Here is a 15,536-nt window from a genome sequence, read left to right as displayed (position 1 = left end):
TTATTCCTCCTCCATAAACTCTTGCAACAACTGATAGACCGTAGTGACAGGAAACCCTACGATCGTATAAAAATCGCCGTTTATCGATGAGACAAATACTTTGGCCGCCCCTTGGATCCCATAGGCGCCCGCTTTGTCTTGGTACTCATCTAAGGCAAGATATTGGTCGATCTCTTGATCGGTCAAGGAACGAAACACAACTTCCGCCGAAACCACTGCTTGGCGCTGTTGTTTGCCTTTTTGTAAAACGACGGCGGTATGCACCCAATGGGTCCGTCCGTTCATTTTTCGTAACATCGACCGAGCATCTTTACGGTCGACTGGCTTTCCTAAGATTTCTTCATCCACCACGACCGTCGTATCGCTCGCGATCACCAGATCTTCAGGATATGTTTGCGCAATAGCCGCCGCTTTTTCTACTGCCATTCGCTGGACATAAGGGATCGCCGCTTCGTTTGGTCGGACCGACTCGTCGATATCCGCTGGTATGACCGCAAATTCCGGGACTAATTCTGCTAATAATTCTTTGCGCCGCGGCGACTGTGAAGCCAAAATAATCATTCCATGCCACTCCTTGCTCGATGAGGATCTTGAATCCGTTTGAACATCCGCTCCATGTCGCTGTTGGTGAAATGGATCAGCACCGGGCGACCATGGGGACAGTTGAAGGGATTCTCGCATTTCGCTAAATCTTGCAACAAGATCCGGGCTTGCGCTTCATTCAAATAGTGATTGGCTTTGATGGATCGTTTGCAGCTCATCATGATCGCGGTTGCTTCACGAAACTTTTTGACACTGACACTTCCTGTGGTCAGTAACATGTCGATCATTTCGCGGATGATGGCTTCTTCTTCACCGCTAGGGTACCACGTCGGGTGCGCCCGGACGATGAAACTATTGTTTCCAAAAGATTCCAGATGGATCCCGACTTCTGCCAGCTTGTCACTTTGTTCCTGCAATTGCAGCGCATCGCTGTTGGGATAATCCAAAACGATCGGCACTAACAATTCTTGCAGGTCATTGGTCACTTCGCCGATTTTTTCGCGGTAATACTCATATTTGATTCGTTCCTGTGCCGCATGCTGGTCGACGATATATAGCCCCGCCTCACTTTGGGCAAACAAATAGGTCCCATGCATCTGCCCAAAATAATCCAATTGGGGAAAACGCTCCTTCGCTGGTTCTTCTTCCAGTAACCGTTCGACCGTTTTCAGGTAGTTGCGGTCATCCCCATGCATTTCAGGGTGCAGAGTCGCTTGATTTTGCAGATCTTGCGCCGTAAGCTCTGGCGTCTCTTCCGAGAGAAAGGCTGGCGCTTCTGGCAGCGGCGCTTTTGTTTCCGTCTGGTCTTCCACAAATGGTTTTCGGACAGGCTTATTTGGCAGCGTCTCTTCCAAACTGCGAAAGGTTTCCTCGGTTTCTTCCAACAGGTTTTCGCTAGATTCCTGTGGCATTTCTGGAAGTTTTCCACCTTCCTCCACAGGTTTTTCCACAGAGTTATCCACAGCCTGTTGATAAGTACTGCCCTGAACCTCAAATTTCCCGGTTTCGCGATTATAAGACAACTCAGAAGTCGAATTTCCTGCTGACTCCAGTTCCAAGCCAAGCTGCTGGGCTTTTGGCTGATCGGCAACTTTTTTCTTAAACCGCAGATTATCAGCGGCGTTAGGAATCAAATTGATTTCCCGCAGCGCCTCATTGATGGCTTTACTGATTAGCTTGGTCAGTTCTTCTTCTTTTGACAAGCGAACTTCTTGCTTAGTCGGATGAACGTTGACATCGACTAATAAGGGGTCCATTTTGATTTCAAGGACAGCTAATGGAAAACGACCGACCATCAATTTTGATCCGTAACCAGCAACGATCGCTTTATTCAAAGCGAAGTTGCGAATATAACGACCATTGATGATCGTGGATAAATAGTTGCGGCTGGCTCGGGTGACTTCTGGCAGTGACACAAAGCCAGTGACTTTAAAGTCGAGGTCCTCAGTATCGATCGCGATCATTTTTTTGGCCGTTTCCACCCCGTAGATCCCGGCGATGGTTTGTTTTAACTGTCCACTTCCAGTGGTGCTCAACATCTTATTGCCTTCATGAACGAGACGAAAAGCCACTTCTGGATGGCTCAGGGCGATCCGATTGACGATATCGCCGATGTTCGCTAGTTCCGTTTGCAGCGTCTTGACATATTTCAAGCGTGCCGGTGTATTGTAAAAGAGGTTTTCGACAGTGATCTTGGTTCCTTGTCGCAAGTTGGCAGGCAGATGCTCTTCAACAGCGCCGCCTTTTAAGCGCACAAAGGAGCCTTGTTGGGCGCCTTTGACTGCCGTTTCAATCGAGAGGATCGAAACCGAAGCGATACTAGGCAAAGCTTCCCCGCGAAACCCAAGGGTACGTATTCGAAACAAGTCATCTCGATTGTGGATTTTACTGGTGGCGTGGCGTTTAAAGGCAGTCAAGACATCCTCTTCTGCAATTCCTTCGCCATTATCGATGACTTGGATTTTACGCAAGCCTGCTTCTTCAATAAAAATATCGATTTGGGTACTGCCGGCATCCACGGCATTTTCAACTAATTCTTTGACGACAGAAGCCGGTCGCTCAACAACTTCTCCTGCCGCGATTTGGTTCGCCAGACGTTCGGATAGCTCTTGGATCTTTCCCATCTGCTGACCTTCTTTCTAAATTCGTTTTTGCAGCTCGTACAATGTATTCAGAGCATCCATCGGGGTCATTTCCAACAGATTCAATTTCTTCAATTGATCGATGACGCCGATTTCTTCCGTAGATACTTCACTAAACAACGACAACTGCTGACTTTCTTCGACGACGGGTTTTGGTTGTACCGTCGGTTCATGTTCTTCCAGCGCTTTTAAGATCGTGGCTGCGCGCTGTAAGAGTGCACTTGGCAGTCCAGCGATTTTGGCTACATGGATCCCATAGCTTTTATCTGCGGGCCCTTCCATCATCTTATGCAAGAAGACGACTTCGCCTTCTTTTTCAACGGCACCAACATGGACATTGCGCAAGTGCGCCAATTCCTCATCTAAAACCGTCAGCTCATGATAATGGGTGGAGAAAAGTGTTTTGGCATGAACTTCTTTGTGGATATATTCAATGATGGCTTGTGCCAATGCCATCCCATCATAGGTCGCAGTCCCACGCCCTAACTCATCAAACAAAATCAAGCTGTTAGGCGTTGCATGACGCAGCGCTTGGTTGGCTTCCATCATCTCCACCATAAACGTGCTTTGACCGGCTATCAGGTCATCGCTGGCACCGATGCGAGTAAAGATCCGATCAAAAATCGGCATCTCTGCAGATTGTGCGGGTACGAAACAGCCGATCTGCGCCATAATGACTAGCAAGGCAAACTGCCGCATGTACGTACTTTTCCCAGACATATTTGGGCCTGTGATCAACAAGATCTCTGTTTCTTCATCCATCACGATACTATTCGGAATGTACTCTTGATGACCAAGAACTTTTTCCACTACAGGATGACGGCCGTCGATGATCGATACCGCTCGTTTTTTCGCTACTGTCGGCCGCACGTATTGGTAGCGTTCCGAAACTGTGGCGAAACTTTGTAAGACATCGACCGCACTGACGGCTTTGGCTAACTTTTGCAGACGGGTGATACTCTTTTTCACTTCTTCACGGACGTCAAGAAACAGGCGGTATTCCAAATCCACCGATTTCTCTTCGGCTTCTAAAATCAAAGTCTCCAGTTTTTTCAACTCGGGGGAAATAAACCGTTCCGCATTGGCTAACGTTTGCTTGCGCTCGTAGCGAGAGGTATCTAAATTCACTAGATTGGCTTTCGTGATCTCAATGTAATAGCCAAAGACGCGGTTGAACCCAACTTTCAGGTTTTTGACCCCCGTCGCTTGACGTTCGTTGGCTTCTAATTCCGCCAACCATTGCTTGCCATTACGCATCGCCGTACGGTATTCATCTAATTGTTGATGGAACCCGTCTTTGATGATGTTGCCTTCTGTGATCTGCAACGGGGCATCTTCATCGATCGCCGCTTCGATCAGTGCAACCAAATCATCTAAAGGCGTTAATTCCAGCAGCAAGTCATTCCACTCGCCACGGTTGATCCCCTGCAGCAATTGCGCGATCAAAGGCACTTGCTCCAAAGAAGATTTCAACTGCAGCAAATCGCGGCCATTGACATTTCCGAAGGCGACCCGTCCAACTAGGCGTTCCATGTCATAGACTTTCGTCAACGCTTCTTGCAGATCTGCTCGCTCAAAGAAACTGTCCAGTAACGATTGGACCATTTCTTGGCGGGCAGTGATTTTCTTTGGCTGGATCAAGGGACGATCCAACCATTGCTTTAACAAACGTCCCCCCATTGCGGTCTTTGTCTCGTCCAGCAACCACAAAAGAGTCCCTTGTTTTTTTCCGGTTCGAATCGACTGCGTCAATTCTAAGTTGAATTTGGAATAATGATCCATTTTCAAGGCATGATCGGGCTGATATTCCACGGCTTGTTGAATATGCGCTAAACTGCGTTTTTGGGTGATCGCCAAATAACTTAGCAACTTCCCTGTGACTACTTTTTCTAACTCTTGGGAGAGAGGTTCTGTTAAAAATTGAAATTCGGCATTTTCTTCCAACGTTTCTTGCTTAGAAAACACGACATTCAAGCGATTGGTCAGTGTTGTTTGCAATGATTCAGGAATCTCGCTGCACAAAACGACTTCTTTCGTTTGCAGAGCGGCTGCCTCATTGACGACGGCTTCTTCATCTTCCAATTGCGCTGCTTTTAATTCACCGGTACTTAGATCGACATAGGCAAAGCCAAAACGCTCCCCTTGCTGCAAAACAGCTGTCAAAAAGTTGTTTTCTTTGGCGGATAGGCCTTTACTGTCCATCACCGTTCCCGGCGTGATCAGTTGCACGACTTCGCGTTTGACCATTCCTTTGGTGGTTTTTGGGTCTTCCACTTGCTCACAAATCGCTACTTTGTAGCCTTGCTCGATCAAGGTGTCGATGTAATTGCTGGCAGCGTGGTAAGGCACCCCACACATAGGGATCGGTTCCTCCGCATTTTTGTTGCGGCTGGTTAACGTCAGTTCTAAAATTTGTGCTGCCTTGACAGCATCCTCATTAAATAATTCATAGAAATCTCCTAAACGATAGAATAAAAAAGCATCTTGGTACTGAGCCTTGATGCTTAAATACTGTTCCATCATCGGGGTATTTTTAGTTTTTTGAGGCATTGGTTTCATCCTCCTCGATGGCTTTATTCATTTTCTTTTGGATCTCCGTCGTGACATATTGCAGCAATTCATCTGCTTGCAGTAACGCTTGGCGATAAGCAACCACTAAGGGGTGCTGCTCGTATTCGTTTGTCAATGACGCATAACGCTGCTCCGCAGCTTTTTTTGCTTCGGGTTTCTCATAATGCTCAAATTGAACGATTTCTTTTTGCGCTTGCTTCAGCGCTTCTTCCAACTCCAGTAGCCCTTGGTTTTGCAAGGCTCGTACTTGAATTTCTTGAAATTCTTGAACGATCGGATGATTAGACAAAAGCTTTTGCAAAGCAGCCAACTCTTGGGCAACGTTTGATTCTTTGGTTAATTGCTCTTCCATGCTTCTCCTATTCTGTAAACGGGCGATCTTCACTGATTTGGATCGGACGGATCGATTTTGCTTTACCAGTGGCTTCATCAATCTCAAGCAAGCAAGCCGACAAAATACTGCGGCCTTTTTCAATCACTTCAAACCGTTGCGGCAACGCCGTCAAAAATTTTTCAATGACTGGTTCGCGTTTCATTCCCAAAATCCCATCATAAGGACCAGTCATGCCGACATCTGACAAATAAGCCGTTCCTTGGGGCAAAATCCGCGCATCGTTGGTCTGTACGTGGGTATGCGTGCCGACGACTGCCGAAACTCGGCCATCCAAATACCAGCCCATCGCTTGTTTTTCGCTAGTAGTCTCCCCATGAAAATCCACAAAGATAAACGGTGTACGTTTGCGGGCAATCGCAACCAATTCATCCATTTTGCGAAACGGATCATCAAGGTCTACCATGAACGAGCGAGCTTGCATGTTGATCACCGCCAACTCAATGGTGTTGACTTTCACAAACACCATGCCGACCCCCGGTGTTCCCTCTGGAAAATTGGCTGGACGAATCATTTTCTTCGCATCGCCAATAAATTCAAAAATGTCACGGTTGTCCCATGTATGATTGCCTAATGTCACGACATCGACACCATCTTGCAAAAATTTCTTATAAATTTTACCAGTGATCCCACGACCCGCCGCCGCATTCTCGCCGTTCGCGATCGTCACCTGTGGTCGATACGCCTTCTTTAATTTGGGAAGGTACTCCGTGATTGTTTCTCTTCCTAATGAACCAACTACATCTCCAATGAATAATACCCGCACACATTTTTCCTCTTCTCTTTTAGCTTCTTTTCTATTATAAGGGTTTTGGTCCAGAAAAAAAAGGTTCTTTCACTTGCTGTTCTTCCCTGCAGCAAAACAAAAAAACACGCTAGACTTTTTCGCTTTAGTCTAGCGTGTTGCCGCGTTCTCTAGGAAATGGTAGTGTCTTCTTTCCCGACATGTTCCACGATCGCCACGATCAAATCACGGGCTTTTTCCATCGCTTCCACGGTAATAAATTCATACTGGCCATGGAAGTTTTCACCGCCAACAAATAAGTTCGGTGTTGGAATGCCTTTATAGGTGATTTTCGAGCCATCGGTCCCGCCACGAAACGGCGCTTCGATCGGTGTCACACCAATCGCTTGCATCCCTGCTCGGGCAGCTTCGATACTGCGGGGATCTTTCTTGATCAAATCCCCCATATTGTAATATTGGTCATACAGCGTATAGGTGATGCGTTCTTGCCCATAGGCTGTGTTCAATTCGTCAATGATCCCCACGATGTTAGCTTTTCGCTGTTCAAAAAGCATATGATCGTGATCACGAATGATATAAGAAACTTCTGCTCGACCAATATGTCCCGTCAAATTGTGCAGTAGGTAAAAACCTTCATACCCGCGGGTGCGTTCAGGAACTTCCTCTGCTGGTAAGGCATCGTCGATTTGATGCGCGATTTTCAAGGCGTTGACCAAACGACCGTAAGCAGTTCCAGGATGCACACTCGTACCATCAATCGTTATATCAATACGAGCAGCATTAAAGGTTTCATATTCCATATGCCCCACACGACCACTGTCCATCGTGTAAGCAAATGCCACTGGAAAATCCGCCGCATCAAAGCGATCAGCGCCAGTCCCGATCTCTTCGTCAGGCCCAAAAGCGACCCAGACATCGCCACGTTTATGCGCATCCATCGTTTGTAAGATTCGCAGCGCGTCAATGATCTCTGCGATACCAGCTTTATCATCTGCACCCAGCAGGGTCGTTCCATCCGTTGTGATCAGCGTTTCGCCGACATAGTCTTTGAGATTAGGAAATTCAGCAGTTGTCATATAAATGGCTTTTTCTTTATTTAAACAAACATCCTTGCCATCGTAATTTTCATGGATCTGCGGCTGAATATTTTCAGCTTCGAAATTTGCCGTGTCTACATGGGCAATAAAGCCAATCGCCGTTTTTTCAGGATTACCAGGTAGACGTCCGATCACAAAACTATTCTTTTCATAGTAAGCAACATCCGCTACCCCCATCTCGATCAACTGATCTTTCAATAAAAGAGCCAACTCAACTTGTCCCGGCGTCGTTGGGATGGTCTGACTCGTCGCATCTGAGCGAGTATTCATTTTTGCATAGGTCAAAAAATCCTTTAAGATTGCTTTCAATTCTGCACGTCCTTTTTCTTCAATTCTTCTACTATCTTTATAACGACAAGGGACGATTGTCCGTTTCGTGGATCACTTGTCGAAAATCAGCAAAGCCAGCTGCTAACCCCCGCAACAAGATTTCTGCCGTTCCCATATTGGTAGCTAAAGGAATCTCGTACACGTCTGACAAGCGAATCAATGCCGTTACATCTGGTTCATGGGGTTGCGCGGCTAAAGGATCGCGCAAAAAGATCACCATGTCCAAGTCATCTTGCGAAATCATGGCGCCAATTTGCTGATCTCCTCCCAGCGGCCCTGATTTGTAGCGGTGGACAGGCAACTGGGTTGCTTCTTCGATCCTCTTCCCCGTAGTTCCTGTTGCGAAAAGTTCATGCTGCGCTAAAATTTCTCGATAGGCAGTCACTAATTTTACCATTACATCTTTTTTTCGATCATGAGCAATCAATGCGATTTTCATTTGCTGCATTCCCCCTTTTTTCTATTGTACCAATTTATTTTCTTTGCGACCGAGAAAAAACAAAAAAACATAGCACAGATGCCGTAAACCGACTGTGCTATGTCTAAAGGATTCCTTTTTAAATCAGTTGTAATTCTTTCAAGGCTAACCAGATGCCATCTTCATCATTGCTAGCGGTCACCATATCTGCGACTTGTTGGATCTCAGGGACCGCATTGCCCATTGCCACACCGACACCTGCGGCAGTCAGCATTTCACGATCATTTTGGCCATCACCAAAACAGATCACATCTTCTTGCGCTATCCCTAATTGTTCCGCGACGCACAGGATCGTTGCTGCTTTGGAGCCTTCTTTTGGAACGACATCCACACTGTTTTCATGCCAACGCACAAAACGCAGTTTGCTGTATTTCTCGTCAAAGAAATGCTCATACTCTTTTCCGTAAAAAGCCAATGCTTGATAGACTTCTTTTTCTTCGGGAAAATCCATGTCCAACTCAGGAAGTTGGGCACCAAAAGAATGCATCGCTGCTTCCATTTTAGCAATATCCAAAGAAGACGCTCGTTTCGCTGTATCCATCCCGACAAATGCCGTGTCGATCCCAAGCTCTTGGGCTTCTGCCACGAAAGCAGCCAATTGCGTTTCATCGAGTAAGTTTTTATACACCTGCTGATGCGAAAGAAAAGCAGCTGCGCCATTACATAAAATGTAATTATCAAAGGACAACGAACGAATAATATCTTGAGCGTGGAAACGACTGCGTCCAGTGGCAACGGTCACGAAATGGCCAGCATCTCGCAAAAGATCAAGGGCTTTTAGCGTACTGTCGAGTGGCTGTTTGTTCGAGTCAAGCAAGGTTCCATCAATATCAAAGGCAAAGAATTTCCGATTCATAAAAGGTTAAGGCTCGCTTTCTATTAAGAAGTAACTAAGATTTTGGTCTTGGTTGCGGTCATTTTTACAAAAAACAGCAAGAAAAACCGTACATACTTATTCTTAACATAAATAGGCGCTGATTTCAACGCTCCGTTAAGGGATGATGGCTTCTTCCTGGAGAAATGTTAGAGAAAAGAAAAAAAAAGAAGCATCGCTGCTTCTTTTGGTAGGTTCTAATTAGTCGACATAGGTCGATTTTGAGTTGTTCAACCATGCATAGCCCAGCCCCATGACCAAGCCACCGCCGATATAGTTACCGATAAAGGCAAAAACTAAATTATGGATCACACTGCCGACAGTCATACCTGCCAAGTGTCCGCCTGAAGCCCAGAAAGCTAAGGTAAACGCTGGGAAGTTAGCAATAACGTGTTCGAATCCTAAGAAAGCAAAGATGAATATGATGAAAATGATTGCTGCAACTTTTCCGGCATCGTCTTTCATCCGCATGCTTACTAGCACAGCTGTGTTTACAACGATATTGGCGAACATCGCTTCTACTAAAATTTGGATGGTCGATTTTTCTAATTTCGCAGTGATCGAGGTCAGCATAAAGTTGTCTGCGGTCAGCCCTTGAAAAGGACCTGTCAGTGCAACGATTGAGCCGAAAATCACCCCGCCGATCAAGTTGAACAAGACACACGTAAGCAAAATTTTCAATGCCAAAGGAATACTTAGACGTTTACGGTAAACCCCAACAGTCATATACAACATATTTGATGTTCCTAATTCTGCGTTCATATAAAGAATCATGACTAAAGACCAGCTAAACATAAATGCATATAGAATTTTCCCTAACCCGTGAACCATCGATTCACCTTTCATAGCGATCGCAAAAGCAATAGCTGTTCCGAGGGTCAAGAATAAACAAGCCATCATCGCACGTACAGCGTAACGCAAATAACTACTCTTGATCAGATCGATTTTCTTTTCTATGGAAGAATCGATCTTCTCAAATAATGGGGATACTGGATTCATTTTTTCTACTCCTTTTATGAATAATTTCACTTCGTTATCATTTGCACAATACTTTCATATTCTAATGACGAAAAGCTGTTTTGTAAAGAGATATTTGAAAATATAAGTAATTAATGAAAAATTTCAAGATTTGTTTTCATCAAATCCAAAGCCAGCTCCATCTTGACTTTTGCCCCTAGTTTGTCGTATACTATTCCTTGTGTAAAATAATGCAGCAGGAAAATAACAGCTCGTCACCAGTTCGTTGCCCCTCGGGTGCAATTGCGTAACCGCGGCTGCAAAGGTGAAGATTGAAGAACGAACTGCACGAATGTGAGTTTTTCAACGGATTATTTTACTCCAAACTATTTTATTGGAGGAACTAAATTATGTCTCGTTATACAGGACCATCATGGAAAATTTCTCGTCGTTTAGGAATTTCTTTATCAGAAACTGGAAAAGAATTGGCACGTCGCCCTTACGCTCCAGGACAACACGGACCAAACAGCCGTGGCAAAAAATCAGAATACGGCATGCAATTAACTGAAAAACAAAAATTGCGTCATATGTATGGCATGAACGAACGTCAATTCCGTACATTGTTTATCAAAGCAAGCAAAATCAAAGAAGGTAAACACGGTGTTAACTTCATGATCTTGCTAGAACAACGTTTAGATAACGTTGTTTACCGTCTAGGTTTAGCAACTACTCGTCGTCAAGCACGTCAATTAGTAAACCACGGTCACGTTTTAGTTGATGGCAAACGCGTTGATATCCCTTCATACCACGTTGAAGTTGGACAAGTCATCAGCGTTCGTGAAAAATCACAAAACATCTCAACAATCAAAGAAGCAGTTGAAGCAACAGCTGGCCGCGCGTCATTTGTAAGCTTTGATAGCGAAAAATTAGAAGGTTCATTAACTCGTTTACCTGAGCGTGATGAATTGTCTGCAGAAGTTGACGAAGCACTAGTCGTTGAATTCTACAACCAAAAACTTTAAGATTTCAACCGACACGATTCCTTTTTGGAATCGTGTTTTTTTGTGGAATCAACGGATTTACTGATCCTCTTAAGAAGACCCTTGAAAAAATACCAAAAAAACCGACAATGATACATCGCTGTATTCATTTGCCGGTTTTGTTCCCATTATTAGATAAAGTTCGCAACAGATTCGCCTTCTTCTTGCTTTTGGCGATAATTAAACATGAGCAGCTCTGTTTGGCGTCGTTTGAAAATGATCTTTCGTAAGTTTCGTGGCACGAATTTACGAATGTCTTCTTCATTGTACCCCACTTGGAGCTTGTTCTCATCTAAGATAATTGGCCGTTTCAATAAGTTCGGGTATTGTTCGATCAATGAAAGCAGCTCTTCTAGCTTCAACTCTTCTAAATCGATGTCTAACTTTTGGTACACTTTCGAACGAGTAGATATAATATCTTCCGTTCCATTTTTTGTTAAAGAAAGAATCTCCATTAGTTCATCACTATTTAATGGATCGCTAAAAATGTTTCTCTCTTTAAATGGCAGTTCATTTTCGGTCAACCATGCACGGGCTTTACGACATGACGTACAGCTGGGTGTTGTATATAGTGATATCATTTGTTCATTCTTCCTTTCTCTTTGATGTACTTCGATTTTTTGCCTGGTGCTCAACCTTCGATTTGATCGATCGTTTCCTGTTTGACGATATCGGCGATTCGAATATTGATCTCTTTGACTTTCAAAGAAGTCAAGCGGCTAATTTCTTCTAAAACCACTTCTTGGACTTGCGCAAAGAGTTTGGGGATATCTTTGCCGTAAGTCACGATTACTTCCAAATCAACTGCAACCTCTTCTTTGCCAACTTCCACATCGATGCCAGAAGCGACTTGTGGCTGTTCTTCAAGGTTTTCGGTCATATCTGAAAGAAATCTGCCATTTACACTAATCAAGCCATCAATGGACTGCAAAGCGACACCAACAATTGTTTCAATGACTTTTTCTTCAAAGGACAGTGGACTTGCTTGCGCTGCTTCATTAGACAAATTCCTTGTTTGCTGATCGTCAGTCATTTTTCACACTCCTTGGTTAAATAAGAAAGGATACTAGAGACATCGCAAAGTCGCATACACGACCTTGTCTAAAGTGGACATTCCTCTTGGGAGTTTTTTTCCCTACCTTTCTAGCATAAATTCTTTTTGTTTTTTTTACAAAGAAAAACACTTGTTTTCGGAATAAATTTATCGTGCAAGATAAAATGAATGCGCTAAAAAAATCTCGAAGCATAATTTTCTTGAAATGATTCGTTTTTCTTGACAAAAAAAAGAAAGCAGCTACACTGCTCTCTTTTATTCTTTGTTATTTTGACAAGGCATCTAATGGATCAACCAGTTGATGCCGGGCTAAACTAGGTGAAAGACTAACTTCAAAATGCAAGTGAGGACCTGTACTGTTCCCCGTACTTCCCATGGAAGCAATCACTTCGCCTTGTTCGACCGTTTGACCGACTTCCACTAAATTGCGATGATTGTGCGCATACAATGTCGTCAGCCCATCTTTGTGCTCGATAGCAACATAATTCCCCCATGAAGAATGATATTCTGAGCGGATCACCGTTCCTGAAAGACTAGCCATGATCGGCGTTCCTTGCGGGGCGGCGAAGTCCACTCCACGATGAAACCCATTGCCTCGTGGACCAAAGACAGAAGAGACAACTGGATTGCTGACAGGATAGATCATCTGTTCGCTGCCTGTCGGTAATTCTGCTTTCTCTTTTTCATAACTCGTCAGAGCATATGCTTCGATCAGCGCATTTAGCTTCTCATTGTATTGTGTATCTGATGCATAACGCCCGGTCAGATATTCCGTGGCATCTTCATAAGACTCCGTTTCTGATTTCCAAACACCTTTATAAAAATTCGGATTGTGGTCCAATCCTTCTTTCAACAATTTCGCATAATCTTTCAAAGAAGATTCGATACTGTCATATTGGCGAAACGTGGCATGAACTGTGTATAAATTACCGGAACCATCGTCTTCTTGCGTTTGGAAGGAAATCCCATTCCCTTCATAAAGTCCCTTAATACCAAATAGGTTATAAAAAGGCTCCTGGCTCAGACGACTTCTTCCGCTACCAGACTCTAAAATCGCTTGTGCAATCATGACCGATGCGTAAAGATCTTCTTCTTGTCCAACTTTACGAGCATCTTCTCCAATCTCCATAATAAAGTCCCACGTTTCTTTGACTGGCGTGACTTCAAATTTTGCTGGCTCATCTTCTTGCGGCGGCGTTACCGTCAACTCTGGTACGTTCGGTACTTCTTTGATGTCAGGCGAAGGCTGGCTTGGTGTTGATTCTGGCTCTGGATTTGGTGTTGTCTCTGGTTCTGGGTTTGGTGCTGGTTCTTCTGGTTCTGGCGCCGGCTCAGGTGTTGGTTCTGGCTCTGGATTCGGCTCTGGATTCGGCTCTGGATCAGGATTTGGTACCGGTTCTTCTGGTGTTGGTTCTGGCGTCGGGGTTGGTTCCGGTTCTGGCAATGGTTCTGGTGTTGGCTGTTCAGGAACAGGTGTTGACTCTCCTGGAACTACTTCGCCGTTTTCTCCTGGTACCGTTGCGGCATCTTCAGGGACCAAGCCCATTGTTGGCCCGTTCACTCCCGGAACCGTTGACTCAGCTGTATTTTGACCAGCAGTAGACTCGCTCGTTAAAACAGCCGCAGCCGCTGATACTGGCAGCAATGTTGAAAATTGACTGGTAATAATGGCAATTGCCATCCATTTCTTTATTTTCATTCGTGAACTTTCCTCCTTTATTCCTCCCTCTATCATACAAAAAATGCAAGAAACTTTGTAATCAATTTTTGCATTCCTATATGAAAAAGGAGAAATACTTGATTTTTCTAACGAATGAATGATCCAAGCCATTCATTTGCTCTCTAGTAAAAATACGCAAAAACAGCTCAATACCATCTTTTCAAATGTCCAAAACAAAAACAGCAGCGAGCGTCCTCCCTGCTGTTTTGATCTATCTTGACTCTATATCGATATATTCGCGATCATTTGACACTTCTTTATAGGCGGGGCGCATGATTTTTTGTGCGTTGACCAGCTCTTCGATCCGATGGGCGGACCAACCAACGATCCGTGCAATAGCAAACATTGGTGTATACAGTTCTTCTGGTAGATCCAACATGTTATAAACAAACCCGCTGAAAAAGTCGATATTGGCACTGACTCCTTTGTAGATTTTGCGCTTTTCATTGATGACTTGAGGAGCAATGCGTTCGACCATCGTATACAATTGATATTCTTGCCAAGCTTCTGATCCTTTTTCTTGTGCCAGTTTGGCTACATAATTTTTAAAGATCGCCGCACGAGGGTCGTTGTCGCTGTAAACCGCGTGGCCCATGCCATAAATCAATCCTTTACGGTCAAATGCTTCTTTATCTAGGACTGCTTCCAAATAAGTGCGGACGGCCTGTTCATCGGTAATATCAGCAACGTTGCGCTTCAAATCTCCCATCATTTCCGTCACTTTGATATTGGCGCCACCGTGTTTAGGTCCTTTCAAAGAACCTAGCGCTGCAGCAATCGTTGAATAGGTATCCGTCCCACTGGAGGTAACGACTCGTGTCGTAAAGGTCGAATTATTCCCGCCGCCATGTTCCATATGCAAAACCAGTGCCATATCCAATGTTTGGGCTTCTTGGAAGCTATATTCTTTCGTTGGACGCAGCATAGTCAAAATCGTTTCAGCTGTACTCAACTCTTCGGTCGGGCGGTGGATGTACATGCTCTCCCCTTGATTGTAATGATTGTAGGCATGATAGCCGTAGATTGCCAAGAGTGGAAAGACACTGATCAGCATCAGACTTTGTTCCAACACATTTTCAATACTGATGTCATCTGCTTGCGGATCATAACTTGCCAGTGTCAAGATACTGCGAGATAAACTATTCATGATATCAGAAGAAGGTGCTTTCATAATGACGTCACGAACAAAATTGGTCGGCAAAGTACGTTTTTCTGCTAATAGGCAATGAAATGCCGCAAGTTCTGTTTTGTTTGGCAGTTCGCCGAAAAGTAATAAATATGCAATTTCTTCAAAGCCAAAACGTTTCTCATTGACGAACCCTGCTACTAACTCATTGATGTCAATTCCGCGATAACGCAGCTCGCCACAAGCTTCAACTGGCTTGCCGGCAATGATTTTTTCTGGATAAATGGTGGAGATCGTCGTAAGACCTGCTAAGACCCCCGTGCCATTTAAATCCCTCAGTCCACGCTTTACATCATATTCTGAATAAAGATTCATATCTATCAAATTGTATTTCTGACATTGCGATGCAAGATAGGACAATTTCTCTTTCTTTTCTAATCTTTCCACGGTGATGTTACCTCCAATCTTT

The 15,536-nt window shown here is 44.4% G+C and carries 14 protein-coding genes; 1 reads left to right on the top strand and 13 read right to left on the bottom strand.

Translation table 11 applies throughout. From position 1 onward, the window contains the following. The 9 genes from IGJ12_RS01685 to IGJ12_RS01645 form a co-directional block, all read right to left on the bottom strand. The gene (locus IGJ12_RS01685; RefSeq protein ID WP_086332921.1) at nucleotides 1-561 is read right to left on the bottom strand and encodes a Maf family protein; all 561 of its coding nucleotides are present in this window, start codon (nucleotides 559-561) and stop codon (nucleotides 1-3) included. Further along, nucleotides 558-2,666 carry a DNA mismatch repair endonuclease MutL gene (mutL, locus tag IGJ12_RS01680; protein WP_430619276.1) on the bottom strand — a complete coding sequence of 703 codons (2,109 nt, stop codon included), beginning with the start codon at nucleotides 2,664-2,666 and terminating at the stop codon, nucleotides 558-560. The genes IGJ12_RS01685 and mutL overlap by 4 nt, the downstream gene beginning before the upstream one ends. A 15-nt stretch (nucleotides 2,667-2,681) precedes the next feature. Next, a complete protein-coding gene (mutS, locus tag IGJ12_RS01675; protein WP_010748644.1) occupies nucleotides 2,682-5,234 on the bottom strand; it encodes a DNA mismatch repair protein MutS in 2,553 nt (850 codons plus the stop codon). Then, nucleotides 5,218-5,607 carry a YlbF family regulator gene (locus IGJ12_RS01670; protein WP_008376299.1) on the bottom strand — a complete coding sequence of 130 codons (390 nt, stop codon included), beginning with the start codon at nucleotides 5,605-5,607 and terminating at the stop codon, nucleotides 5,218-5,220. Before IGJ12_RS01670 ends, mutS begins: the two co-directional genes overlap by 17 nt. 7 nt (nucleotides 5,608-5,614) lie before the next feature. Further along, nucleotides 5,615-6,412 carry a TIGR00282 family metallophosphoesterase gene (locus IGJ12_RS01665; RefSeq protein ID WP_010748642.1) on the bottom strand — a complete coding sequence of 266 codons (798 nt, stop codon included), beginning with the start codon at nucleotides 6,410-6,412 and terminating at the stop codon, nucleotides 5,615-5,617. Nucleotides 6,413-6,561: 149 nt separating this feature from the next. Next, nucleotides 6,562-7,797: a peptidase T gene (gene pepT, locus IGJ12_RS01660; RefSeq protein ID WP_430619275.1), complete on the bottom strand. Its 1,236-nt coding sequence runs from the start codon at nucleotides 7,795-7,797 to the stop codon at nucleotides 6,562-6,564. Between the two features lie 37 nt (nucleotides 7,798-7,834). Then, nucleotides 7,835-8,257 carry a methylglyoxal synthase gene (locus IGJ12_RS01655; protein ID WP_008376307.1) on the bottom strand — a complete coding sequence of 141 codons (423 nt, stop codon included), beginning with the start codon at nucleotides 8,255-8,257 and terminating at the stop codon, nucleotides 7,835-7,837. 118 nt (nucleotides 8,258-8,375) lie between these two features. After that, the gene (locus tag IGJ12_RS01650) at nucleotides 8,376-9,152 is read right to left on the bottom strand and encodes a Cof-type HAD-IIB family hydrolase (protein WP_005227160.1); all 777 of its coding nucleotides are present in this window, start codon (nucleotides 9,150-9,152) and stop codon (nucleotides 8,376-8,378) included. Nucleotides 9,153-9,371: 219 nt separating this feature from the next. Next, nucleotides 9,372-10,169 (bottom strand): formate/nitrite transporter family protein, encoded by a 798-nt coding sequence (locus IGJ12_RS01645; RefSeq protein ID WP_005227159.1) that lies wholly within the window; start codon nucleotides 10,167-10,169, stop codon nucleotides 9,372-9,374. 368 nt (nucleotides 10,170-10,537) lie between these two features. On the opposite strand from IGJ12_RS01645, the gene rpsD reads away from it, so the two are divergent. Beyond that, nucleotides 10,538-11,149 carry a 30S ribosomal protein S4 gene (rpsD, locus tag IGJ12_RS01640; RefSeq protein ID WP_005227158.1) on the top strand — a complete coding sequence of 204 codons (612 nt, stop codon included), beginning with the start codon at nucleotides 10,538-10,540 and terminating at the stop codon, nucleotides 11,147-11,149. 149 nt (nucleotides 11,150-11,298) lie between these two features. Here the strand turns inward: rpsD and spx are convergent, their stop codons facing one another. The 4 genes from spx to IGJ12_RS01620 all read right to left on the bottom strand — a co-directional run bounded on the left by spx (nucleotide 11,299) and on the right by IGJ12_RS01620 (nucleotide 15,514). Continuing rightward, a complete protein-coding gene (gene spx, locus IGJ12_RS01635) occupies nucleotides 11,299-11,748 on the bottom strand; it encodes a transcriptional regulator Spx (protein WP_008376310.1) in 450 nt (149 codons plus the stop codon). 50 nt (nucleotides 11,749-11,798) lie between these two features. Further along, on the bottom strand, nucleotides 11,799-12,200 hold the full coding sequence (locus tag IGJ12_RS01630; protein WP_430619274.1) for an Asp23/Gls24 family envelope stress response protein: 402 nt from the start codon (nucleotides 12,198-12,200) through the stop codon (nucleotides 11,799-11,801). 286 nt (nucleotides 12,201-12,486) lie between these two features. Next, entirely contained in the window at nucleotides 12,487-13,920 is a 1,434-nt protein-coding gene (locus tag IGJ12_RS01625; RefSeq protein ID WP_430619273.1) for a peptidoglycan DD-metalloendopeptidase family protein, read from the bottom strand. A 232-nt stretch (nucleotides 13,921-14,152) separates the two neighbouring features. Further along, nucleotides 14,153-15,514: a citrate/2-methylcitrate synthase gene (locus IGJ12_RS01620; RefSeq protein WP_086332918.1), complete on the bottom strand. Its 1,362-nt coding sequence runs from the start codon at nucleotides 15,512-15,514 to the stop codon at nucleotides 14,153-14,155. Nucleotides 15,515-15,536 lie beyond the last annotated feature (22 nt).

The sequence above is a fragment of the Enterococcus sp. DIV0802b genome (assembly GCF_050543535.1).
Taxonomy (GTDB): domain Bacteria; phylum Bacillota; class Bacilli; order Lactobacillales; family Enterococcaceae; genus Enterococcus_D; species Enterococcus_D entomosocium.
The sequence above is the reverse complement of the archived record's forward strand: the minus strand, read 5'-3'. Positions and strand labels throughout refer to the sequence as shown.

What these genes read in the sequence shown, in the direction of transcription:
- IGJ12_RS01685 (WP_086332921.1), bottom strand. Translation starts at nt 561, where the DNA reads ATGATTATTTTGGCTTCACAGTCGCCGCGGCGCAAAGAATTATTAGCA.
- mutL (WP_430619276.1), bottom strand. Translation starts at nt 2,666, where the DNA reads ATGGGAAAGATCCAAGAGCTATCCGAACGTCTGGCGAACCAAATCGCG.
- mutS (WP_010748644.1), bottom strand. Translation starts at nt 5,234, where the DNA reads ATGCCTCAAAAAACTAAAAATACCCCGATGATGGAACAGTATTTAAGC.
- IGJ12_RS01670 (WP_008376299.1), bottom strand. Translation starts at nt 5,607, where the DNA reads ATGGAAGAGCAATTAACCAAAGAATCAAACGTTGCCCAAGAGTTGGCT.
- IGJ12_RS01655 (WP_008376307.1), bottom strand. Translation starts at nt 8,257, where the DNA reads ATGAAAATCGCATTGATTGCTCATGATCGAAAAAAAGATGTAATGGTA.
- IGJ12_RS01650 (WP_005227160.1), bottom strand. Translation starts at nt 9,152, where the DNA reads ATGAATCGGAAATTCTTTGCCTTTGATATTGATGGAACCTTGCTTGAC.
- IGJ12_RS01645 (WP_005227159.1), bottom strand. Translation starts at nt 10,169, where the DNA reads ATGAATCCAGTATCCCCATTATTTGAGAAGATCGATTCTTCCATAGAA.
- rpsD (WP_005227158.1), top strand. Translation starts at nt 10,538, where the DNA reads ATGTCTCGTTATACAGGACCATCATGGAAAATTTCTCGTCGTTTAGGA.
- spx (WP_008376310.1), bottom strand. Translation starts at nt 11,748, where the DNA reads ATGATATCACTATATACAACACCCAGCTGTACGTCATGTCGTAAAGCC.
- IGJ12_RS01630 (WP_430619274.1), bottom strand. Translation starts at nt 12,200, where the DNA reads ATGACTGACGATCAGCAAACAAGGAATTTGTCTAATGAAGCAGCGCAA.
- IGJ12_RS01625 (WP_430619273.1), bottom strand. Translation starts at nt 13,920, where the DNA reads ATGAAAATAAAGAAATGGATGGCAATTGCCATTATTACCAGTCAATTT.